The following is a 22,427-nucleotide window of genomic DNA, read 5'->3' as shown; positions in this document are numbered from 1 at the left end:
TTACGGTCAATTGTAGTGCTTTTAAACACCTATTTTTGCTCAGCACCTAGACCAACATGAAAAAGACCCTTGCCAGATATAGAAATAGCGCTTTTAGAAGCTTTATTAGAAAGCACTCTAAGTATGCCCCTATTCTTTTCTTTATTGGTGGTTTTATTTTTGACACCCTAACCTTAGGTCGTATTGACCGTACCTATGATTTAACGGTTTTATGTTTACATATGACATCGTTATCCATCACACTATACTTATATAATTTGGTAGACGATGGCAAATGGCAGGGCACCTTACTAGAACGATATGAAGAATACCTACCGCTGGCCATTCAGTTCTTTTTTGGGGGATTATCAAGTGCCTATGTCATCTATTTTTCAAGAAGTGTGTCTTTATCCAAAACGGCATCATTCTTTATTATCCTTGTTTTATTACTAATTGCCAATGAGTTTCTAAAAAAACGAATCTCCAACAAATATTTACAATTTGGGGTGTACTACTTTATTAGCTTCACTTTTTTTACGTTCATGATTCCCGTATTTCTAAAAGAGCTCAATTCTACGATTTTTTTAATATCAGGTGCAGTTAGCTTAGTAAGCACTTTAGTGTTACTTACGTTCATTTATGGCAAAAGCCCCAGTACGCGTAAAGAAATAAAGCTAGGCAAAATAATCTTCATTATCATTGCCATATACGGTTTGATCAATCTTTTCTATTTTTTAAGATTAATACCACCGGTTCCCTTGGCGTTGGATAAAGGAATAGTAGCCCACAACGTTGTTCAAAAAAATGGCAACTATGAAGTAACCTATGAGTCTGAAGAATCACACATATTTTGGCGCAAACACAAACTAGATTTTAGTTATGCTCCAGACCAACGTGTGTATATCTTTTCTTCCATTTTTGCACCTACAGATTTAAAGAAGTCAATAATTCATCGATGGAGAAAATACAATGAACTTACCAATGAATGGGTAACGGTAGAAGATATTGGCTATGATATTACGGGTGGTAGAGATGGTGGTTTTAGAGGCTATACGTATAAATCAAATATTACTCCCGGTGAATGGGAAGTACAAGTACTGACCGAAGAAGAACAAGTATTAGGCGTTATTGGTTTCAATATAGTCTTGAACACCCATCCAAAACCCCTAAAACTTAAGACTTCAAAATTTTAATTATTTATTTATCAGCAATTTACATTCTTAAAATTACCATCTAACAATAGTTTATTTTTATGATTTTTGTATGAAAACTTAGACTACCTTCGCGCAACTTTTTAAACTACTTGTGAGTATATACCATAAAGTTCGAGCGGTAGACCGTATGTTCTACCAATTGGAAAAGGAGTTGGGCTCCTTTCAAAAATCCACAGGTTTAGGCTGCGTAGCCAATTGCGGAAATTGCTGCTTAAAACCGGATATTAATGCCACAGTGCTAGAATTTTTACCCCTAGCCTATCATCTTTTTAAACAAGGTGTAGCAGAAACTTGGTTGCAAGATCTTGAACAAGATACCTCAACCAAACTATGTCCCGTTTTAAACAAACTAATTGCCCCTGGAGCAAAAGGATTTTGTTCAGAATATGCCCATCGAGGTCTTATTTGCAGACTATTTGGTTTTTCTGCCATGTTGCATAAAAACAATACCCCTACTTTAGTAACCTGTAAACCTATAAAGGAACAAAAGCCGCAAGCCGTAGCAATGGCAGAAATTCATATTTCGTCTAAAAAGAACTATCCGCTTATTAGCAATTACTATATGCAGTTACGTTCAATTGACGAATCATTGGGCGCCGAATTGTTTCCTATACGAATTGCCATAGCAAAAGCGCTGCAAGTTGTTTTAGGTTACTACGCATACCGCAGACCACCGAGATATAGAAAAGTGGCGTAATGGTCTCTTTAAAGAAAGGAGATAAAATGTATCTTTACGATGAACAAGTCTAATATCGAACTATAACTTGGCGATATTAGAAAAGAACAGATTAATGAACGGCGTAAAAGAAATTAAATCAACCATACAATCAGAACTCGAAAAAGACGCCCCTAATTGGGAGCTTCTACTTAAGGTAATCTTGAATCATTTTGATTGTTCTACGGGTACCTTGCATTTTTTGGATGAAAACAAACTATTACAACTTCAGTCCCAAGTTGGTATTCCTGAATTCTTAATACCTAAATTAACTACCATTCCTATTGGTAAAGGCATGGCCGGTATTGCTGCTGAAAGAAGAAAACCTGTTGAAATGTGTAACCTACAAACAGATGATTCCGGTGTTGCCAGACCATCTGCAAAAGACACCAAGGTTGAAGGTTCCTTAGCCGCTCCCTTAATTTATAATGAAACACTTTATGGCACTATTGGTATCGCAAAGCCGATTCCCTATGACTTTACACAAGATGAATCAGATTTGATAATGGAGATAGGAGAACTAATGGGCAAAAGATTGGTTTAGCTTATGCTCTCCTAATATTATAACTAAAAAAAAGCCCGCTATACAGCGGGCTTTTCATTTCAATTAAGTCATTTCTATTTAAATACTGCTCCGGTAAGTGCTACTTGTGCCAGCTCTTTACCTTCTTCGCCTTTAAAGGTTATATAGTATGGACCATCACCCGATACTTTACCTGTTATTGGTATTGTAATCATAGTACCTTGTGACCCCTGTTGTTGTGCCGGCATTTGACCTTTGCCCAACAATGGACCATCAGTAGTATTTTCATGTATTTCAAAATCAAAATACATGTTTGGTGCTTCTTGCCATCCGGCAGTTAAACTAACGGACTTTACTCCTTTTAATGACATGTTCTCCAACATGAACCAACCGGCAGCCTTATTGATCAATAATAGGTCCATTCCACCAAACTGCATTGCTTGCATACCGTCCAATTTCATTTGATCATTGAACTTTACCGTGCTGCTAGGTATTGCAATGGTCTTAGAACCCGTCAAAGGAATAGTACCTTCTGCCCCAGCATCTGTATAACTTGCCGTTATCACTAACATGTTACCTGGTGCAGATGATTCTGCCGTAATTGTACCTTTTGCCGGTAACGACTTTTCTTTCTTTTCATCTCCGTTCAAGGAAAGTATGTAAAGAGCAATCTGTCTAGATTCATCGGTTGTAATATTTGGGTGTGCCGGCATGGTCACTTCTCCCCAAACACCATTTCCACCAGTTTTGATTTTGCCTTGAATATACTTTAACGCATCTCTACGTTCTTTATATTTTGCGGCAACATCTTTGTAGTTTGGTCCAATGGATGCTTCTGCTTCCTTATGACATGTTTTACAATCCATCGCTTGGGTTAAGGCTTTACCAGTTACCGCTGCCGATACTTGTTGGTGCCCCATACTCATAGCAACCTTATCCATACCTTCCAAATAATCCACACTTACAAAAATATTGTTTGGATTAATAGCTGTGCCATCTGGATCGGTAACCGAAACGTCGTATGAAATTTTCTGTCCCGGTAGGTAAAAAGCTGGTGCGCCACCGTCTATAGCTATAGCAACTTCTGGTCTAGAATTACCCGCAATAATACCAGTGATTTCACTTATAACTTCGGCTCCTTTATCGTCCGCTACAGTTACCTTTAGCTTGTAGGCTCCGGCATCCGCATAACTATAACTAACATTTGGCTCTGTAGTTTCTTTAGTATCTCCGTTACCAAAATCCCAGATGTACTTTATAGCGTCATTTTCACGATCACTTGCTTCAACAGTAGCGTTTACCGTTAACGGTGTTTTACCAGCCGTTTCACTTACAGTAATATTGTCTATTAACGGAGGTCTATTTCCGCCATTAAATTGAATATAGCCTAAAGCGGAGTTCGCATTTTGTGAAAACCAACCGCTACCATATTCCAAAAGGTAAATTTTACCATTTGGACCTACTTCCATATCAATTAAGTTGTTGACCTTAATATTTGGAGCAAACGGTTCCATTTTACTGAAATCCCCATTTTCATCTAAATGAACAGCGAACATCCAACCACGCATCCAATCGTAAATAATAACTTTTCCATCGTAATAGCTTGGCAGTTTTTCATCGCCTTGAAACATATCTGAATAATAGGTAGGTCCGGCCATGGCATTTCTACCTCCTGTTGCCGTTTGTGGAAAAGCTTGTGAATCATCATAAGGATAATAAACATAGGCTGGCATTGCCGGTGGCAATTCCGTTAATCCCGTATTGTTGCGTGAGGTATTCATTGGTTTGGCTGGATCATACTCCGGTCCGCTCTCACCTGTTTCGTAATTGTATTCATTATAGGCATAGTTATCGCCAATGAACATGGGCCAACCAAAATTCCCTGCCTTTTTGGCCTGGTTCATTTCGTCATATCCTCTAGGACCTCTTGTGCCTAAACTATCCGCTCTTGCATCTGGACCAACATCTCCCCAGTATACATAACCCCTTTTCATATCTACCGAAATTCTGTACGGGTTTCTATGTCCCATAGTATAGATTTCCGGTCTGGTCTTTTCCGTACCTACAGGAAACAAGTTTCCTTCAGGAATATCATAAGAACCATCTTCTTTTACTTTAATTCTTAAAATCTTACCACGTAGGTCATTGGTGTTACCTGATGAACGGCGAGCATCATACTGTTCATGACCTGGTATATCATTCATTGGTCCAAAACCACTATGAACATATTTGGCTCCTTTTTCGTTAAATGGCGTTGTATTATCCCCTGTAGACAAATAAAGTAAACCATCTGGTCCAAACGCAATAGAACCACCTGTATGGCAGCAAATTTCTCTTTGACTATCTACATCTAAAATAACTTGCTCAGAGTCCGTATCAAACTTACCATCTACAAATTTAAAACGTGATAAACGGTTGACCCACTGATCACCTGTTGGTGCATAGTATAAATAGATCCAGTGATTGTTTGCATAATCTGGATCTTTCTGCAAGCCCATTAAGCCTTCTTCGGCATTTACACCGGGCGTATTCAATGTTTTACTGTAAACATCTAACTTTAGAACCTCTGTAAGCTCTTGCGTTTGATCATTATACAGCATTACCTCTCCCCTACGTTGAGCCACTAAGACATCTCCGTTGGGCAATACCGCCATTTCGGTAGGTTCAAAAAACATACCTTCACTTAAGGTTACCTTAGTAAAACGATCTGCATCTGGTGGTATTTGCGAAGTAGCTTTTCCATAATCCAGTACCAAGTTCTCACCAATGGCATATTGAATACCACCTAATAAATGTTTTAAAAACAAGTCTTCTGAATAGCTGGCATCGGCATGTCCGCCACCCGTGTAAAATGCTCGTCCACCATCATAATCATGATACCAGGCTATGGGGTGAAAATCTCCGTTCTGCCCACCTTCATAAGAAGATTCGTCCAAAGTCATTAATACGTTTACATCTGGATTGATGTTCTTGTAATTATACAATTCATCCGTTCTGTTCCACACAGAGTCGGTAAAAAACTGTGTAGCAACAAAATTCTTGTCCTTGATAATAAAATCCGCATTTGGCATTCCTCTTGGGTGACTCAAAAATTGAGCTCCTGCTAAGTCATTGTACCAACCCCAGTCATATTCAGTATCTGCTGCAGCATGTACACCTACATAACCGCCGCCGGCTTGAATGTAGCGCTCAAAAGCCGCTTCTTGGTATTGGTCCAAGACATTACCCGTTGTACTTAAAAAGATAACAGCTGAATATTGCTTTAAATTTTCATCAGTAAACAGTTCTGCATTTTTGGTAGTATCTACTGCAAATCCATTTTCTGATCCTAGCTTTTGAATTGCTGCAACCCCCGCTGGTATAGATGCATGCTTAAAAGCCGTTGTTTTAGAGAACACCAATACCTTTGGTTCTCCTTCTCGTTTATTGCCACCACATGAGACAATAATAAGCGCAAAGCCCAAAAGCAGCGCATTGAAGATTTTTTTCATACGTTATTCGTTGTTGTTTAGTTGATTTTAGAATGCATAAAAATAGGGCGCGCAGTTGTATTAACCAATACTTTCTATATTAAACATTGTACATTTATGATAAATTAATGCCCTTTTAATAGAATTATGTTAGAAATACCCGAACTATACTTTAAAAATGACACTGAATTCAAAAATTGGTTACATAATAATCATTCCGACTATAAAGGTATTCACCTGATCTTCTACTCCGTTGCCCACGAAAACGAAAGTATGCGCTGGGAAGAAGCTGTTAGGGTAGCACTTTGCTATGGATGGATTGACAGTACGGTAAAAAGTTTAGGTGACGGTAAGCGAAAACAATACTTCTGCCCAAGAAAACCCAAAAGCGTTTGGAGCAAGGTCAATAAAAATCATATTAAAGAATTAAAATCCAACGGCTTAATGCATGAAGCAGGATTGGCTTCTATTAAAATTGCAAAAGAAAACGGATCATGGACTTCTTTAGATGATGTTGAAAACGGAGTCATACCGGAAGCATTACAAATTGCTTTTGAAAAAAATAGCCAGGCACATACCAACTTCAAGAACTTTACCCATAGTCAACGCAAAAGCTACCTATATTGGTTAAACCAAGCTAAGCGAGAAGAAACTAAGGCGAAACGTATAAAGGAAATTATACAACATGCCCATGAGAATATCAAATATAGAAATGGCGGTGGTTGGCAGGCTATTAAAAAATGAAATTAACCCGAGTTTTTTAATCACTTTGGTAATAAATAATACATTCATTACCAATGTCTAAAATGCCATAGGATATAAGGCTTAAACTATAATTTACCGCATATTCTTTTTACCTTACCCTTGCAAAACCGCATATATATGATGAGCGTATTGAAAATGATGAGAGCTATTGCCTTGTGTTTACTCATGGCAATTGTAAGCTGTAATAAAGAGAAAGAGGTTACCTTTGACACTTTGATCAAAAATGGTGCTGTCATCAATCTAGAAGACGGATCGGTCTCAACGGCACATATTTTAATTTCCAATAATAGGATTACCAAAATTACGAAAGACATTGATGCTGATCATCTAAAGGCCAATACGGTAATAGATGCCACAAATAAATTTATAATACCTGGTTTTTGGGATAATCACACCCATTTTAGGGGTGGAGATTCTTTAATTGATACCAATAAGAACTTTCTTAAGCTTTTTATTGCCAACGGAATTACTACGGTGCGTGATGCTGGCGGAGACCTAACCTCATCGGTTTTGAAATGGCGTAAGGCTTTTGAAAACAAAGAACTTGTTGGACCACGCATTTTTACATCTGGACCTAAAATAGACGGACCAAAAGGTACATGGGCAGGTTCATTGGAGGTTGAAACCGATGAAGATATTATCGCTGCCTTAGATTCTTTACAAGCTATACCGTCTGACTTTATAAAAATCTACGATAGCCGAATTTCTGGTGAAAATTATTTAAAGGTGATTCAGGAAAGCGAAAAACGTGGCTTGATCACTTCTGGACATATGCCCTTTACCGTTGAACTAGATGCTACTATTGATGCCGGTATAGATGCTGTAGAGCATTTATATTACATCATGAAAGGATGCTCAAGCAATGAAAAGGAAATCACCCAAAAACTGATAGACAAAGAAATCGGATTTTGGGATGCTATGCCCCTACTCCAGTCTTCATATGCCGACTCCACCGCATTAAAAACATTCGGCAAATTGAAAAGGAACAATGTATTTGTTGTTCCTACACTACACATTGGTAGGGTTCTTAGTTATTTGGATGAAGTTGACCATGCTGATGATGACTACTTAAAATATATGGGTCTTGGAATACAACAAACTTATAAAGGCAGAATTGACCGGGTAAAAAATGCTTCTGCAAAACAGGTTGCCGACAGAAAAGCACTAGATCAATTCTTTGGCGAACTGGCTTTTAACTTGAATAAAAACGGAGTAGCACTTTTGGCGGGATCAGATAGTGGGGCTTACAATAGCTTTACCTACCCAGGCATATCATTACATAAAGAAATGGAAGCTATGGTTGCTACAGGAATTTCTCCGCTAGAAGCCCTGAAATCATCAGCCTATAACGGAGCATTATTTTTAAAACAAGATGCGGACTATGGTTCTATTACCGAAGGTAAAATTGCCGATATTGTTTTACTCAACAGCAATCCGTTAGAAAATATTACAAACACACAAGATATTTATATGGTGCTATCCAACGGAAACCACCATTCCAAATCAGACCTGGACAGCCTTTTAACATCTGCTATTGTTCACTAAACCCACTATTGTTATGAAATCCTTTTTTATCGTACTATTATTCTCTTGTTATCTTGGTTTTTCACAAACACTCTTAAAACCAGACCGAGTATTTGATGGTACGGAAATGCATGAAAATTGGGTGGTTTTAGTAGAGGAAAATCTAATAACATATGCCGGTAAATTATCTGGCATAGATCTACCTGACCATACCACTGAAATTGAATTAAAGGGAACTACTTTAATGCCCGGTATTATTGAAGGGCATTCCCATATTTTACTGCACCCATACAATGAAACCGATTGGAACGACCAAGTTCTCAAAGAGTCTCCGGTTGAACGTGCCGTTAGGGCTACGGTACATGTAAAAAATTCTTTATTGGCAGGTGTAACCACCATGAGAGACCTTGGGGCCGAAGGTGCAGGTTATACAGATGTATACGTAAAGAAAACCATTGAAAACGGCATTATTGACGGACCGCGATTATTGGTTGCGGGACCTGCTATTGTAGCTACGGGAGCATACGGTCCAAAAGGTTTTCATGATGGCGTAACGGTACCCTTAGGTGCAGAAGCTACAAGTGGTGTTGACAATTGTATTACCACCGTTCGTAGGCAAATGGGTAACGGTGCAGATTTGATAAAAATTTATGCCGATTACCGATGGACACCGGGTGCCGGTTCTAAACCTACATTTCTTCAGGAAGAAATCAATGCAATGGTGGCTACAGCTACTACGGCGGGCAAATATGTGGTTGCCCACGCCAGTACCCCAGAAGGCATGAAAAGAGCCATTCTTGGTGGTGTGGAAACCATTGAGCATGGTGACGGTGGTACAGCTGAAATTTTTGAAATGATGAAAGAAAAAGGTGTTGGCCTATGCCCTACCCTTGCCGCAGGTGATGCCATTACACAATATAGAGGTTGGAACAAAAGCACCGATCCTGAGCCGGAACGCATTCAACAGAAACGAAAATCGTTTAAAATGGCGCTCGATTCTGGCGTGCAAATTGTTTTTGGTGGCGATGTAGGTGTTTTTCCTCATGGAGAAAATTATCGAGAGATGGAATTAATGGTGGATTATGGTATGAAACCCTTAGACGTTTTAATTTCCGCCACTTCTAACAATGCCAAAATGTTTCACTTAAATCAATTAGGAAACTTAAAAAAAGGCTTTCTAGCCGATATCATTGCCGTTGAAGGAAATCCAACCAAGGATATTTCCGTAATAAAGAATGTATCTTTTGTAATGAAAGATGGGGTGGTTTATAAGGAATAGTTGTTCGTTGTCCGTTCACTTCGGCTCCGCTCAGTGACCAAAAATCGTTTTTCGTTTTTCGTTGTTGGTTGTTCGCTATAACGAGCGCAACGCAGCTATTTCGAGACTATTAATCGTTGTACTTAATACTAATTACTTTGAACTTGATACTTTGTACTAAGTACTTAATACTATTTTCCCGCATCCTTGGTAATTCTCAACGCACTAGAAACTATAAATACGATGAAACAGGTTTCTATTATACGTTGTAAAATACCTCTATAGCCAGATTCGGGATTTGAGAATAGCGCGAATATGAAAATACCGCTGATGATTCCCGTAACAATCGCTATTTGAGATAAGCGATCGTAGTTCTCAGATTTCTTTAAACCCAACCCGATTCCCATCAAACAAATAGGAAAAAATATATACGTTAAAGATGCCACTGCATTATGTATGAGTTGAGCTAGGCTGGAGTCCATTACATCTGTTGGGCAACCTGCGTCACATGGAAATAATCCTACCAAAGTAGTTCCCAATCCGTAGAAAAGTGCCAAACCAAAAAATCCCGCTACCACTAACTTTGAGCTTAAAATTTTTTTGGGTGCACTAAAACAATATACCGTAAGGAGTATTCCGCTAGGTACATAACCCAAATACTGTAAATAGGTACCATACCTAGTATCAACAGCAAAAGATTCACTGATGTATTGACTTACTACGCTGTAATCTTCAATTAATAACGGCCCTACAATAGCGGCAATCGCAAATAAACTTACTCCTAAAATTCCTATATACGCTACTAGCTTATTGCTCATATTGAAAATTGAATTGGTTGGTTGGTTGTTTATAAGACGATAATCATTCGGTATTGTTACAGCAATTACAATTCCGCATTCTTACTTTCTTCCCATTCCTTCCGTAAATCTGTAGAAAGAATACTAGTGCCATCATGTTTCCAGCCCGGTGGTTTTGTCAAGTATTTGAACCTATTTACCAATGAGGTTTTTGAAGTAAAGAAATCGGTCAACATTTTGTACCACTCTCCAAAAGCAATTTTTATGGGATTATACGTGTTTATGTTCGTTACCAAACCGTATACCGGTTTTTCTACCTCTGGCTCAAAGGTGCCGAACAATCTATCCCAAATAATAAAAATACCGGCATGGTTTCTATCTAAATATTGCGGATTGGTGGCATGGTGTACCCTGTGGTGACTGGGCGTATTAAAAACAGCTTCAAACCATTTGGGCAGTTTGGTAATATACTCGGTATGAATCCAATATTGATAAATAAGACTAACGGACATCTGTACCAAAACCATCACCGGATGAAAACCGATGAGTATGAGCGGAGTCCAAAAAATGAAAGTGTAAAATCCGCCAGACCAAGATTGTCTCAAAGCCGTGCTTAGATTGTAATTTTTAGAGGAATGATGCACCACATGGCTAGCCCAGAAAAACCGACTTACATGACTGGTTCTATGAAACCAATAATAGCAAAGATCTTCTGCAAATAGGAGTACTAACCAAGACCACCACGCAAACGGAATTTCAAAAATATGATAGAAATTATACAGCAAATAAAAGAACCCTAATGCAATGCCTTTGGTTACCAAGCCAATGGCCACATTGCCCAACCCCATTACAATTGAAGTACCCGCATCTTTAAACTCATAATCATGTAGCTTGATTTTTACCGACAGTATTACTTCTAAAATTACCGTGACCGTAAAAAACGGAATGGCATAGTGTATTAAATTAGGTATTTCAGGTATTTGCATGGCGGTTCGTTATCTATATTAACCTTTCTAATTTACGAATCTATTTGGTCAACTACAATTGCTTAAAAAGACAACTTTTATCACTCATAAAAAATGATAGCAGTATAAGAAAATCGTATGGGTTATGTAACATTTGTCACCCATAAACAGGGGCTTTATTCGTAATTTTACATCAAGAAATTAAAACAACATACTTATGGAAACTTTACATAAAAACGTGGGAATAGACCAAGATTACAAAATAGAGATCAGTGATAAATTAAACCTTCTTTTAGCTAATTATCAAGTTCATTATATGAATTTGAGAGGTATGCATTGGAATGTAAAAGGAAGCAATTTCTTTCTTCTACATGAAAAATTTGAAGAGTTATACACCGAAGCTACTGAAACCGTTGATGAGATCGCTGAACGTATTTTGACCCTAGATCAACAACCTTTACATACGTTTGAAGATTATTTGGACAACAAGACTATCAGAATCATCAAAGAAGTGTCTGACGGTGCTACAGGTATATCTTTATTGATAGATAACTTGAACGAGTTATTGATTCAAGAGCGAGAAATTTTGGAATTTTCATCTGACAACAATGATGAAGGTACCGCTACGCTGGTTAGCGATTTAATATCCGGACAGGAAAAGCTAATCTGGATGCTTAAGTCTACCTTACAATAGCACATAGTTTTACCTAAATAAAATGGCAAAAGTCTACTTAGATTTTTGCCATTTTTTTATATCACTTTTCCACTTAAAAGATAGTAAGATTACTATGTATTTGTTGGGGAACGTTTTTCAATTTCCAAAGCGCGACTATAAAAGTCACGAAATTGGACTTTATTATATTTTGCGCGTATGGCGCTCAAAACATCAGATAGGCTAAGACTACACCAATCCCAAAGCATGGTATCAAAATTATAGGCATACATTTGTTTTTTCACTTCGGCTCTTATGGCATCGATTTCAGTGGTGGTAAATCCGTTTTCCAGAAGTCTCTCCAACACCCGTTGCTCGTTCTCCTTGGTAAATTCCGTATCCAAGTATGGTTCTAGAAGCCAATCCCAATTCCAACTATAGGGTATCAATTTTAAATTATGAACTTTGGTGAAATGCGCTAGCTCCTTCTTCTTTTCAGCGGACACAAAAACAATATCATCTTTTACATATACTTTACACACACCAAACTCTAAAGAAATAGCATCAATTTCATGGGCTGCTATGCTTGCTGAAGGATAAACGACCGAGGGTTCAAAAGGGTAATCCGTAATTTCAATACTGCTTTCTCCTATGCTAGATGTTCCAATACCACAGAGTAGCCTTTTAGCGGTTGCGGCATTTCTGGAAATGGTAAAACCGGTGAGCCCGTTTAACTTGAACATATTTTTTAAAAACTTCAGCACTATCTTCTTTGGTTTAAAATGTACCTATAATTAAGAAGCAGGTTCCAATAAATCCCATAGGTTGCCATATAGGTCTTTGAATACGGCTACCATACCATACGGCATCTTTTCTGGTTCTCTAACAAACTTTACACCTCTTTCTACCATGGCATAGTAATCTCGCCAAAAATCATCTGTATACAAAAATAGAAATACCCGTCCGCCTGTTTGGTTTCCTATCCTTGATTCCTGCGCTTCATTGTCCGCCTTTGCTAAAACCAAAGTGCATTGTCCATCACCTGGTGGCGTAACTGTAACCCAACGTTTATCCCCTTCTAACGGGGTATCTTCCACCAGTAGGAAGTCTAATTTTTTAATATAAAATTCAATGGCTTTATCGTAATCATCAACGACCAATGCTATACGTGCTATGGATTGCTTCAATATATTGTTTATTTTATCTGTTAGTTTCCTAAAATATGGGTTTCAAAACCATCTATACTTTTGGTATTCTTATTTTTCCAATATTCTTTGATCTTTTCCTCACCTTGCTTTTTAGACCAATCGTTTAAGGTAGTTCGTTCTTCTTTAAAATCCATGAACGGAACGGCGAATCCGCACGAGGTCTGTACCAAGTCCACTTGCATTTCTATAATTTGCCGGGATCCTGTATTTTCAGGAAAAAGGTTAATGTACTTTGAAAATTCTTGATCTCTTCTATGGTATATTTTAGCTACACCGTACAATCTCAAAATTATAGGTTTACCCTCAAAGGCACAGAACATAATGGTCATTCTATTATTCTTGATCAGGTGTGCAGCCGTTTCGTTACCACTACCGGTTAGGTTCAACCAAACAATTTTATTCTTGTTAATGACCCGAAAGGAGTCCGTACCCTTTGGCGATACATTTACATTGCCCTCTGCAGCCGCAGTACCCACAAAAAATATGTTCTGATGTTCTATAAATTCCTGTAATTGGGGTGTAATGGATTCTAATTTCTTTCCCATGGTTATTTGTTTGGTGGGTTTAGATTATATTTTATTTGACCAAAGTCAAACTATAAAATTCTAAAACAATATTAGAGATAATTCAAATCTATAAACATCCAAGCATATAATAGCAACTTCAAGGTCATTACTACAGCGAAAGAAGCTAGTAAACTATATAAAAACTTCTTCCTGTGATTTTTAAATTTACGGTTTATATAGTACACTTGAACAGGAATGAACAGTAACAAAGCAACAATAGCCAAGCCTATAGCTGTATATAAATAGAACACCATAACCATACCTTCAAGGATGTTAAATACTACATTGAGCGCTTCTAAAACATCGTCTACGGATTCAAATCCGCTACCGCTTGTAAAACCATCATTCGTAGTGAACAACACACTTACTTCAATAAAAAATAGCACTGCATTGAACAGTAGGTAAAGAATGAACCAGGATAGCTTTTTTAGTATTTTTCTTATCATTGATTTTATCTAAAAACCGACTAATATTTAAAGGAAGTTGTAGTACGATTTCGCCTTTAGATTTTATGAAACTAGAATAGTTCAATAAAAACTACATGTTATTCGTTTAACAACTTCTCTTCAATCATCATTTTCCTAGCCTTTTCAGTCTCATTCTGCCCATTGCCCATTATACCCGGCAACATAATTATACGCTTTTTAATAGCCCCATCCTCTTCAAAAACAACTTCAAATCTAGACCGGGTAATTACCAAAATCGCTTTCTTAAATTTTACACTTTTAATTTTATCTCTTTGGATAATTGGTGTGGCGGAATTATTCAGACTTTTAAAAATTCCATATACCAAAAACAGACCAACTATGCTATACACCACGGCAATAGGTATCTCTCCTTTTTGAAAACTTTGAAATGCCGAAAACAATAAAAATGCAGCTATACCACCGTAAATAATTAAAACTCCAGTGATACTTTTACCAACAGCAGCATTTGCAACATTACCTTTAACTCCATCCCTAGTAAGCAAAATTCTGTCCGGTAAAATATGGCAAAATCCAGTTTTGGTTCTAAATACTTTTTCGTTTTTCATTAATTCTAATTAACGCTTATGGTGACAAAATACATTTCATTGCTACTATTTTGCAACGAAGTTTATTGATGATTTAATGCGGTACTCCCTGTTCCCTCTTATTTTTAAAAAATAGAATGGTGATCAATGATGAAATCCCTATACCGATACAATTGGATATTTGAATATCCAATCCCAACCCAACATTTGGGTCATAAAATATGTAAGAACCCACAACACTGGTAATAAAAAATGCGGGCACCAAGGCTATTAAATAATACGTCTTCTTTTGATATAAATAAACTGCTCCGATCCACAGGGCAATAGCAGCCGTAACTTGGTTTGCCCATGAAAAATACCTCCACAATAGCTGAAAATCCATGTTAGTTAAAATGAACGAAATGATAAACAACGGAATTGCCACCATAAACCGATTCTTCAATACTTTTTGGTCTATCTTCAAATAATCGGCAATAATCATACGTGCAGCCCTGAACGAGGTATCTCCCGATGTTATGGGTAGCACAATAACGCCCAATACAGCTATGGTACCGCCAATGCTTCCTAATGAAATAATGGCAATTTTGTTTACCACGGCTGTAGGCCCTCCGTTTTGTAACAGCTCATTTAACTGGTCTCCATCTAAAATACTCATTGATGCCGCTGCCCACACCATGGCAATGGCAGCCTCAAGAATCATCATGCCATAAAACACTTTTCTTCCGTCTTTCTCATTATTGATGGTGCGCGAAATAATGGGCGATTGCGTGGCATGAAAACCCGACAAGGCGCCACATGAAATAGTCAAGAAAATAACCGGAAAGTAAGGAATGTTCTGCGGATGCATATTTTGAAACGTAAGCTCTGGAATAGGATTTCCAATAACGAACATACCTATGCAAATACCAATCGCACTCAGTATAAGTAACAAACCCAGCACGGGATAAATTTTACCTATGATTTTATCTATAGGCAACAAGGTTGCGACTATGTAATAAAAGAATATGGCAAAAAGAACTATGGTCAAATAATTGGTTTCCGAACCAATAACATCATTGATCATATTTGCGGGTGCGGTTACAAAAACGGTGCCCACCAATATTAAAAGTAATAAGGCAAAGAAATTTACAACGTGACTAAATGATTTCCCCAAAAACCGCGATGCCAATGCCGGCAAGTGTGCACCGCCAAAACGTAAGGAAATCATACCGGTAAGGTAATCATGAACGGCACCTGCAAAGATGGATCCAAGCACAATCCAAATAAAGGCTATGGGACCGTACAAAGCACCCAATATGGGACCAAAAATAGGACCTACCCCTGCAATATTCAAAATCTGAATAAATGCATTTCTATTACTGTTCATGGGCACAAAGTCTACCCCGTCTTCCATAGTGTGTGCAGGAGTATCTTTGGTTTCATTGGGCTGAAAGGTTTTATCCACGAACTTGCCGTAGAACATATACCCCAATACCAATAAAATCATTGACGTAATAAATGTAATCATGAGGTTATTTTAGACTTGGTATAAAATGAATTGAATGTTTGCTTTTACTAGTGACCGGTATAGGAATAAGAAGAATTTTCTAGCCTTAAGTCGAAGCAAATTTAATCCTATTTTTTTACCCTATCAATCCCAAACATTATAACCACAGACAAAATGGCCACAACAATTGCTTTTACCCAGTCAATTTCATCTTTTGCAAAGGCATCATAAATAATAAATCCGGTTGCGAAACCTAATACGAATTTTAATTATGAAGGGTGAATAGTTTTTTCATTTTGTGGTGGATTAGATAAAATAATGATGTTAACAATTACAACGGATACCATCGTAGTCCAATTTGCTCTAGCTGCGTAAAACGTTATTGGCAATAGTATTTTTTACTATTATCTCATTCAGTTTTTGAGAATCAGCTTCCTTAATTTCATTTAGGTCAAACGTAATTGTTTCTCCATTGTTCTTTGTAATTATTAATGTATTCTGAATTAATTCGGTCTTTTTAATTTGGTCAAAATTCAATGATTTTGAAATCCAAGAATTTATCCGAACAACAGCTCCTTTTTTGTTCCATTGAACATAATTCTTATACCAAAACATTTTACTGAAATAAACCAGTTGTAGAAAAAACCCAATAGCACTTATTCTTTTGTTCAGTTTTGGATTTTCAAATTCAAATAATTCAAAAAAACCCACCAAAATAAAAATTAGAGAAAGGAATAGAATGAATATCCAAATCCAGCTTTTCATATGGTCAAAATGTATCTTTTTCTTTTCCATTTGCGTTCAAATGCTATTATTGCTAACGGCTTCGTAAGAAAAGCAAGGCAATTGTGAGTGTTACTTTTCTAATGAAACACAAGACAAATTACTACATTTTATTAGTTGTTCTGTTATTCAAATCCAACAATTTTAATGCTTTGTGGTAGTTTTCTATTCTTGACAGTGCATTTCCGTCAATGAATAAAATGACCATTAACATGGAAAGAGTTGTAATACAGATTGCTCTCCAAGTTAGAGTATTCACATATAGTATTAATAATGCCGCAATGATGATTAGTATTGGAACAATTTTAAATACCGCCACAAATTGCTTAATAGTGGATTCAGAACGTTCAATTTCGGACTGATAAAAGGCAATTTCATCGGAATTAAAATCCTTTTCAAATTGTTTAATTCTTTTATTATTGGCATAGTTAGTGCCGCTACCAATTATTAAGAGTAAGATACCTACTACTAGCGTTGGAATGATATATGCCTTTGCTAAATCTGTTTTTCCCAATTGCCAAAATCCTACACTTGCTATAAAAAAGCCAATTGCAAAGAAAATAAAGAAACGTGTTGACAATACTTCGGCTTTTGCCCATTCTATTGCTAGTTTTAATACGTCCATAATTTCATTTTTTAATACTTATAATAGCTTGGCTAAACATCATATGAAGGTAAACAAACCTATTGTTTCCGTCTTCGTACAAATTATTTTTTCAATATTTCGTTGATGTATATGGAACGATATTTTTCTGGATATTCTACCTGTACTCCGTGTGTGCCATTCTCAAATAAAAACCTTTTTTTTTGAAGGTGCCCTAATGGAATCAAAATACATCTTTGTGAAAGAGGTTTCGGTAAAATGGTCATTGTCTCCTTGCAATATATACACGGGCACTTTAAATTCTGGGATATCACGCATTAAATTCATATCTATTGCAGTAGGTTGTAAAATCTTAGCTGCAGGATAATAAGATTCTGGACTATTGATCATATCCGTAAATTTTTACGCTAAACGTTAGTCCATTATCCAAAAACATACTTTTAATAAAACTGAAGTACAATCTTATGTTTTTTAACTTTATTCAATGATTTTTTAAATGTGTTACAACGCTTTTCCTGGAAGGTAATGTTAGGCTCGGTTTTATTCCACACCATATTTTTTAGCGATTTCCGTTCTTGTTTTTTTATCCGCTAAATCTACTCCCGACTGACTTCCAAATATTTGATACCCATTATTAATCCAATAAACCCTATCTATTAACATTTTAAATGGAACTACAGATAATTCTTCTTCTGTAACTGCATTTTGAATTATTGGTAGATATTTTTCCATCATTTCTATATTCGAATGCTGAATCACAGCCCACATCGCACTTTTGTATTTATCTCCAACTAAGGATTTTCCAATATAGGTTTTATAATTATGAAATAGAGAATCAATAATTTTTTGATTTTTAAAATCAATTTCATGTTGCTTTCCCATATCTACACTTCGAAACTTTTGGTCGTTTTCGGACACATTTTTTATAAGTTTAACAAGCTCCAAATCCAGTTGGTTTTTTTTTACATATTCAAAAAGGTTAAACTCTATTTCTTTTTGGTTAAAAAATGAACTACAATTCAGAATCAAATTGTCATAAAGTTCCTTAGAATCATTATAAAATTTTGCTTGTTCTTTAAATGACTCAAGATATTCACATCCATCTTTTGATTCTCCTAATTTTTTCAAAGAAATTTCCCAAATCTCTTTTTTTTCATTTAGAGCATATAAAGCATTAGTAACATTCCAATAATGTGCATAATTGAAATTTTCAGGTTTGTTGTTAATATTCTTTTTTGTTTCTACAACCACAAATTCTCCGTATGAAAAGTTTTTGTTTGAAACGTGCTCCTTTTTTGTCGGAACATACGATATGAATTTTGATTCAAAATTTTCATATGTCCAATCATTACCTTGTCCAATGCAATTGATTGAGATTACTAAAAATAGGATTGTAAATATTTTCGCTTTTATCATTTCATATCACTTAAATTGCGTCTAACGGTCTCGTATTACCATCACTTACGGATTAAATTAACGATTATTTTCGGTTTACCACGGGCGTAAGCAATTCCGAGTGGATTAGGACGAAGTCAAATCTGCCGTAATTGTGGTTATACATTTTTGTGTATAGCTTGATTATATATTTTCAAATTCATATTTAAACCAATCTTCTAAGTCTAATCGATTTATCACTGCTAAACAGTTTTTTCATAAAGGAAAATTCGTTTTTTAATGAAATTCCGATTATAGAACTATAATGATATTTTCTATAGTCTTAGTCTTTGGTTGATTTCAATCTTACTAACGTTTAAATTAGCATGATTTTAAAAAGAATAATTGAAATATCTTTTTAAGCTAAATAATCAGTATTAGAATTAGGCATTATGAAATTTAAAATAGTATAAATTATAAGTCCTGAAGCTCCTAATAATGTTGCGATTAAGAAAATTGTTCTTACGTGGTAGGTTTTCCAATCAAGATACTCAGCGATTCCGGAGCAAATTCCGGCTATCATTTTATCATTAGATTTTTTAAATCTTTTGTTATTCATATTCTTATTTTAGGTTAGGTCATTTAGTTGCACACAACGGTCTCGCATAACAGTTAGTTACGGATTAAATTAGCGATTATTTTCGATTTATCAAGGGCGTAAGCAATTCCGAGTGGATTAGCACAGCCTGTCCCAATCTTGTTTCAAGATAGTTGAATCTGTCTAAATTTCAATTACCTTGTTCTGCTGTCGTACTTTTTATTCCGATTTATGTACTTCGAGTTCTATTTCAACCATAAATTCAGGAAGTGCCAATCCTTTTACTTCTAGCCAAGAGCCAGTTGGAAATCCATTTTTATAAATTTCAGCACGATATGCTGATTTTTCCAACATTTGTGCCATATCAGTAGTAAAAACATCTTCTTTTACAACATCGTCAAATGTGCAACCAAAGTGTTTCAATATTTTTTCCAAATCAGCATAACAATTCTTCATCTGCTGTTCCATATTGCCAATAGCAGTTGGATTACCTTCATCATCCATACTTACAGCACCAGAAATTTTAATGCTATTCCCAATTTTCACAGCGTGAGAATATCCGTAAGCTTTTTCTACTTCTGGGCGCAATAGAAAATATTCAGGTTTCTCTGGTTCAACAATAACCTCTTCTTCCACTTCTCTAGTTTCCTCCTTTTGTTTTTGTTCACAACTTTGGAATACAAAAGCCATTGCAAAAAGTGTTGCCATTAATGCTAATCGGTTAGTTGGTATTTTCATATTTCTGATTGTTTAGTGCCTACAGTGGTCGGTTTTCGGCTTTCCCGTTTATATTATCCGTTTCGTTTTTCAGTATGAAGCACGTGACCTGTACTATGCGTAGTGGGGAAGTAAGGAAACTTTTCGTTTCCGCCTGCCTACCGGCAGGCAGGTCTACGCATGACGCTAAATTTTATAGTTTTGCTTTATTTTTTCTTATCTAAAGCTAAATCTATTCCCAATAGCTATCGGAATAGCGACTTTATAAATATACGCAGACTTTTGGACTTTACCTGTTAGTCTGCATTAGGTTTAGGCTTGGTTATCTAATGTATTTTATGTCGTAGTTGGCATTCATTAAAGACAGGAATATATCCGTACTATATTAGAACGTTATTTACTTAATACTTTTAATTCCTTTTCTTGGTCTAAAAACAAGTATATAAAACTAATCATCCAAGCTATATAACCAAATCCAACATAAACCTCCATATTTTTACCTCCAGCATTTTCAGGGAGTTCTCTTATTCCAATCGCAAACAATCCTAAAATTATTGCCGCACCAGACAATTTAATTTGAGTTTTCAAATTCAGTTTCGTAGCTAGTAAGCTAATTAAGTACAAAAAATTCGATATCCAAGACAGACTTATAAATAGGCTACCTACTAATATGCCTGCCCAGCCTAAAAATAATCCCATGATACCTAATAATAAACCTGCATTAAAAAAAATTGGCAATACCATTGAAACTAGATAATTTATAAAAGATGGATGTATTTCTTTATTGGCAATTTTCATATGTTTGGTATCGGTCTCGGTTATGATTACGATGTGGAATCATCCGCAGGGTTATAGCCATTATTGTAGCCAGTAATTATTTATTTCATTGACATCCATTTCTCCAAACTTATTTCCCTAATGGGATAAGCAGGGTTCTTAAAAGTCCATTCGTTGTCAATCCATTTCTTTACGGTGCTAAACAGAATTGAGTCAAGTCCGTTTGCAACCTCACTTTGTCGTACCCACATATAAATTTCCGCATCAAAATCAGCCTTTTTAGTAGGTTCAATATATAAGCAGCCAAGCACTTGACTTTCATCAAGACTTACAACAGTATACGCAAACGAACTTCGCATTTGGAACTCTTTTTGATGCCATCCCAAATCAATTAAATCCTGTTCAAATGATAAATTCTCTGTTGGCCAGTTCCATACTGGATAGAACATTTCTTGTAAATGGCTAATACTTGTCATTACGGCGTCATAGTCTTTTACAACGTCATTAACGGTCAGCATTCTAATTCTGAATTGTTGATTCTCAAGTGTATCTGGGACTTTAAAATCCGCAGGTACAAATGACTTGCTTTGAGAGGTTACTATTTGTGGAAGAACAAATAAAATAATTGTTGTTAGAATAAGTATTGATTTTTTCATATAGTTGGTATTATTGGCTTCAACGGTCTGTGCTAAGCGTAGTGGGGAAGTAAGGAAACTTTTTGTTTCCGCCTGCCGGCAGGCAGGTCTATGCATGGACGCTAAATCTTATTGTTTTGCTTTATTTTTTCTTATCTAAAGCTAAATCTATTCCCAATAGCTATCGGGATAGCGACTTTATAAATATACGCAGACTTTTTGGTTTTACCTATTAGCCCGCATTAGGTTTAAGTTTTGTTGTGCACAGGTTTTATTCGGTCAAACTTAGATTCTTGAACTTCATCCGTTTTCCAAATTTCAATTTCATAATAGTCTTCTCCATCAAGTCCATCTTCTGAAAGTTTATCTTCTGAAAGTTTATCTTCTGAAAGTTTATCTAAGTTGGAATAGTATATTCTAACTCTATAGATTCCGTTGTCGATTTCAATATGTTTTGCATCAGGATTATATTCCGTAGATCCAATTACAACTAGCTTTTCCGAAATAATGGTTAAATCAGATTCATTAATTTGAAAAACTTGATTTAAGTTTTCTTTTAGTTTTGGTTCTGAATCACATATTTTAATAGTAACTGGAACGTCCATATTTCGAGCGGTTCCAATTCCTATTCCTTCAGGCGTAATGGCAAGAAAATTATCAACGGAAAATTGGTCCCATGCATTACCAAAATTTGGGTTCATATTTTCATCATGAAGATGAAATTGAAAATAATCTGCAAAAATTTCTAATTGATATTCTTTCATTTTTTCAACTTATGCCCAACGGTTTGGCTATGTTTAGTAAG

General features: G+C 36.1%; 25 protein-coding genes. 7 read left to right on the top strand and 18 right to left on the bottom strand.

Going from position 1 to position 22,427, the window contains the following annotated elements:
- Nucleotides 1-56 precede the first annotated feature (56 nt).
- From VBZ51_RS09595 to VBZ51_RS09585, 3 genes are all read left to right on the top strand, one after another.
- The gene (locus VBZ51_RS09595; protein WP_416576783.1) at nt 57-1,172 is read left to right on the top strand and encodes a DUF2914 domain-containing protein; all 1,116 of its coding nucleotides are present in this window, start codon (nt 57-59) and stop codon (nt 1,170-1,172) included.
- A 112-nt stretch (nt 1,173-1,284) separates the two neighbouring features.
- Nucleotides 1,285-1,890: a YkgJ family cysteine cluster protein gene (locus tag VBZ51_RS09590; protein WP_071339639.1), complete on the top strand. Its 606-nt coding sequence runs from the start codon at nt 1,285-1,287 to the stop codon at nt 1,888-1,890.
- Between the two features lie 67 nt (nt 1,891-1,957).
- Complete coding sequence (locus VBZ51_RS09585; protein ID WP_416576782.1) at nt 1,958-2,452, top strand: GAF domain-containing protein; 495 nt, start codon at nt 1,958-1,960, stop codon at nt 2,450-2,452.
- 74 nt (nt 2,453-2,526) lie between these two features.
- On the opposite strand, the gene VBZ51_RS09580 is transcribed toward VBZ51_RS09585, so the two are convergent.
- The gene (locus tag VBZ51_RS09580; protein ID WP_416576781.1) at nt 2,527-5,922 is read right to left on the bottom strand and encodes a ThuA domain-containing protein; all 3,396 of its coding nucleotides are present in this window, start codon (nt 5,920-5,922) and stop codon (nt 2,527-2,529) included.
- Between the two features lie 126 nt (nt 5,923-6,048).
- Here VBZ51_RS09580 and VBZ51_RS09575 point away from each other — a divergent pair, with 126 nt between their 5' ends.
- The 3 genes from VBZ51_RS09575 to VBZ51_RS09565 all read left to right on the top strand — a co-directional run bounded on the left by VBZ51_RS09575 (nt 6,049) and on the right by VBZ51_RS09565 (nt 9,469).
- A complete protein-coding gene (locus VBZ51_RS09575; RefSeq protein ID WP_416576780.1) occupies nt 6,049-6,645 on the top strand; it encodes a YdeI/OmpD-associated family protein in 597 nt (198 codons plus the stop codon).
- A 138-nt stretch (nt 6,646-6,783) separates the two neighbouring features.
- Nucleotides 6,784-8,211, top strand: a complete 1,428-nt coding sequence (locus VBZ51_RS09570; RefSeq protein WP_416576779.1) for an amidohydrolase family protein — start codon at nt 6,784-6,786, stop codon at nt 8,209-8,211.
- 13 nt (nt 8,212-8,224) lie between these two features.
- On the top strand, nt 8,225-9,469 hold the full coding sequence (locus VBZ51_RS09565; RefSeq protein ID WP_416576778.1) for an amidohydrolase family protein: 1,245 nt from the start codon (nt 8,225-8,227) through the stop codon (nt 9,467-9,469).
- A gap of 170 nt (nt 9,470-9,639) precedes the next feature.
- Here VBZ51_RS09565 and VBZ51_RS09560 read toward each other — a convergent pair whose 3' ends face one another.
- Nucleotides 9,640-10,266, bottom strand: a complete 627-nt coding sequence (locus VBZ51_RS09560) for a DUF998 domain-containing protein (protein WP_416576777.1) — start codon at nt 10,264-10,266, stop codon at nt 9,640-9,642.
- A 65-nt stretch (nt 10,267-10,331) separates the two neighbouring features.
- Nucleotides 10,332-11,231: a sterol desaturase family protein gene (locus tag VBZ51_RS09555; RefSeq protein WP_416576776.1), complete on the bottom strand. Its 900-nt coding sequence runs from the start codon at nt 11,229-11,231 to the stop codon at nt 10,332-10,334.
- A gap of 196 nt (nt 11,232-11,427) precedes the next feature.
- Here VBZ51_RS09555 and VBZ51_RS09550 point away from each other — a divergent pair, with 196 nt between their 5' ends.
- The gene (locus tag VBZ51_RS09550; RefSeq protein WP_071339646.1) at nt 11,428-11,904 is read left to right on the top strand and encodes a Dps family protein; all 477 of its coding nucleotides are present in this window, start codon (nt 11,428-11,430) and stop codon (nt 11,902-11,904) included.
- A 92-nt stretch (nt 11,905-11,996) separates the two neighbouring features.
- Here the strand turns inward: VBZ51_RS09550 and VBZ51_RS09545 are convergent, their stop codons facing one another.
- The 15 genes from VBZ51_RS09545 to VBZ51_RS09475 form a co-directional block, all read right to left on the bottom strand.
- Entirely contained in the window at nt 11,997-12,605 is a 609-nt protein-coding gene (locus VBZ51_RS09545) for a hypothetical protein (RefSeq protein WP_416576775.1), read from the bottom strand.
- Between the two features lie 51 nt (nt 12,606-12,656).
- Nucleotides 12,657-13,049 carry a VOC family protein gene (locus VBZ51_RS09540; RefSeq protein WP_416576774.1) on the bottom strand — a complete coding sequence of 131 codons (393 nt, stop codon included), beginning with the start codon at nt 13,047-13,049 and terminating at the stop codon, nt 12,657-12,659.
- A gap of 20 nt (nt 13,050-13,069) precedes the next feature.
- On the bottom strand, nt 13,070-13,615 hold the full coding sequence (locus VBZ51_RS09535) for a pyridoxamine 5'-phosphate oxidase family protein (RefSeq protein WP_210707442.1): 546 nt from the start codon (nt 13,613-13,615) through the stop codon (nt 13,070-13,072).
- A gap of 71 nt (nt 13,616-13,686) precedes the next feature.
- Nucleotides 13,687-14,082 (bottom strand): hypothetical protein, encoded by a 396-nt coding sequence (locus tag VBZ51_RS09530; protein WP_416576773.1) that lies wholly within the window; start codon nt 14,080-14,082, stop codon nt 13,687-13,689.
- A gap of 98 nt (nt 14,083-14,180) precedes the next feature.
- Complete coding sequence (locus VBZ51_RS09525) at nt 14,181-14,669, bottom strand: phosphoribosylaminoimidazolesuccinocarboxamide synthase (RefSeq protein ID WP_416576772.1); 489 nt, start codon at nt 14,667-14,669, stop codon at nt 14,181-14,183.
- A gap of 73 nt (nt 14,670-14,742) precedes the next feature.
- A complete protein-coding gene (locus VBZ51_RS09520; protein WP_416576771.1) occupies nt 14,743-16,155 on the bottom strand; it encodes a carbon starvation protein A in 1,413 nt (470 codons plus the stop codon).
- 342 nt (nt 16,156-16,497) lie between these two features.
- Complete coding sequence (locus VBZ51_RS09515) at nt 16,498-16,929, bottom strand: hypothetical protein (protein ID WP_416576770.1); 432 nt, start codon at nt 16,927-16,929, stop codon at nt 16,498-16,500.
- A gap of 91 nt (nt 16,930-17,020) precedes the next feature.
- Nucleotides 17,021-17,542: a hypothetical protein gene (locus VBZ51_RS09510; RefSeq protein WP_416576769.1), complete on the bottom strand. Its 522-nt coding sequence runs from the start codon at nt 17,540-17,542 to the stop codon at nt 17,021-17,023.
- Nucleotides 17,543-17,704: 162 nt separating this feature from the next.
- Nucleotides 17,705-17,911 (bottom strand): hypothetical protein, encoded by a 207-nt coding sequence (locus VBZ51_RS09505; RefSeq protein ID WP_416576768.1) that lies wholly within the window; start codon nt 17,909-17,911, stop codon nt 17,705-17,707.
- A 150-nt stretch (nt 17,912-18,061) separates the two neighbouring features.
- Nucleotides 18,062-18,937: a hypothetical protein gene (locus VBZ51_RS09500; protein WP_416576767.1), complete on the bottom strand. Its 876-nt coding sequence runs from the start codon at nt 18,935-18,937 to the stop codon at nt 18,062-18,064.
- A 376-nt stretch (nt 18,938-19,313) separates the two neighbouring features.
- Nucleotides 19,314-19,514, bottom strand: coding sequence for a PspC domain-containing protein (locus VBZ51_RS09495; RefSeq protein WP_416576766.1), 201 nt, complete (start codon nt 19,512-19,514; stop codon nt 19,314-19,316).
- Between the two features lie 198 nt (nt 19,515-19,712).
- Nucleotides 19,713-20,231, bottom strand: coding sequence for a RidA family protein (locus VBZ51_RS09490; protein WP_416576765.1), 519 nt, complete (start codon nt 20,229-20,231; stop codon nt 19,713-19,715).
- Nucleotides 20,232-20,603: 372 nt separating this feature from the next.
- A complete protein-coding gene (locus VBZ51_RS09485; RefSeq protein WP_416576764.1) occupies nt 20,604-21,008 on the bottom strand; it encodes a hypothetical protein in 405 nt (134 codons plus the stop codon).
- Between the two features lie 80 nt (nt 21,009-21,088).
- Nucleotides 21,089-21,643 (bottom strand): GNAT family N-acetyltransferase, encoded by a 555-nt coding sequence (locus VBZ51_RS09480; RefSeq protein ID WP_416576763.1) that lies wholly within the window; start codon nt 21,641-21,643, stop codon nt 21,089-21,091.
- A gap of 227 nt (nt 21,644-21,870) precedes the next feature.
- Nucleotides 21,871-22,386, bottom strand: a complete 516-nt coding sequence (locus VBZ51_RS09475) for a hypothetical protein (protein ID WP_416576762.1) — start codon at nt 22,384-22,386, stop codon at nt 21,871-21,873.
- Nucleotides 22,387-22,427: the final 41 nt, after the last annotated feature.

It is taken from the genome of Maribacter sp. HS (assembly GCF_048059195.1).
In the GTDB taxonomy this organism is placed as follows: domain Bacteria; phylum Bacteroidota; class Bacteroidia; order Flavobacteriales; family Flavobacteriaceae; genus Maribacter; species Maribacter dokdonensis.
Note: the sequence above shows the minus strand (reverse complement) of the source record. Positions and strands in the feature narration are given on the sequence as shown.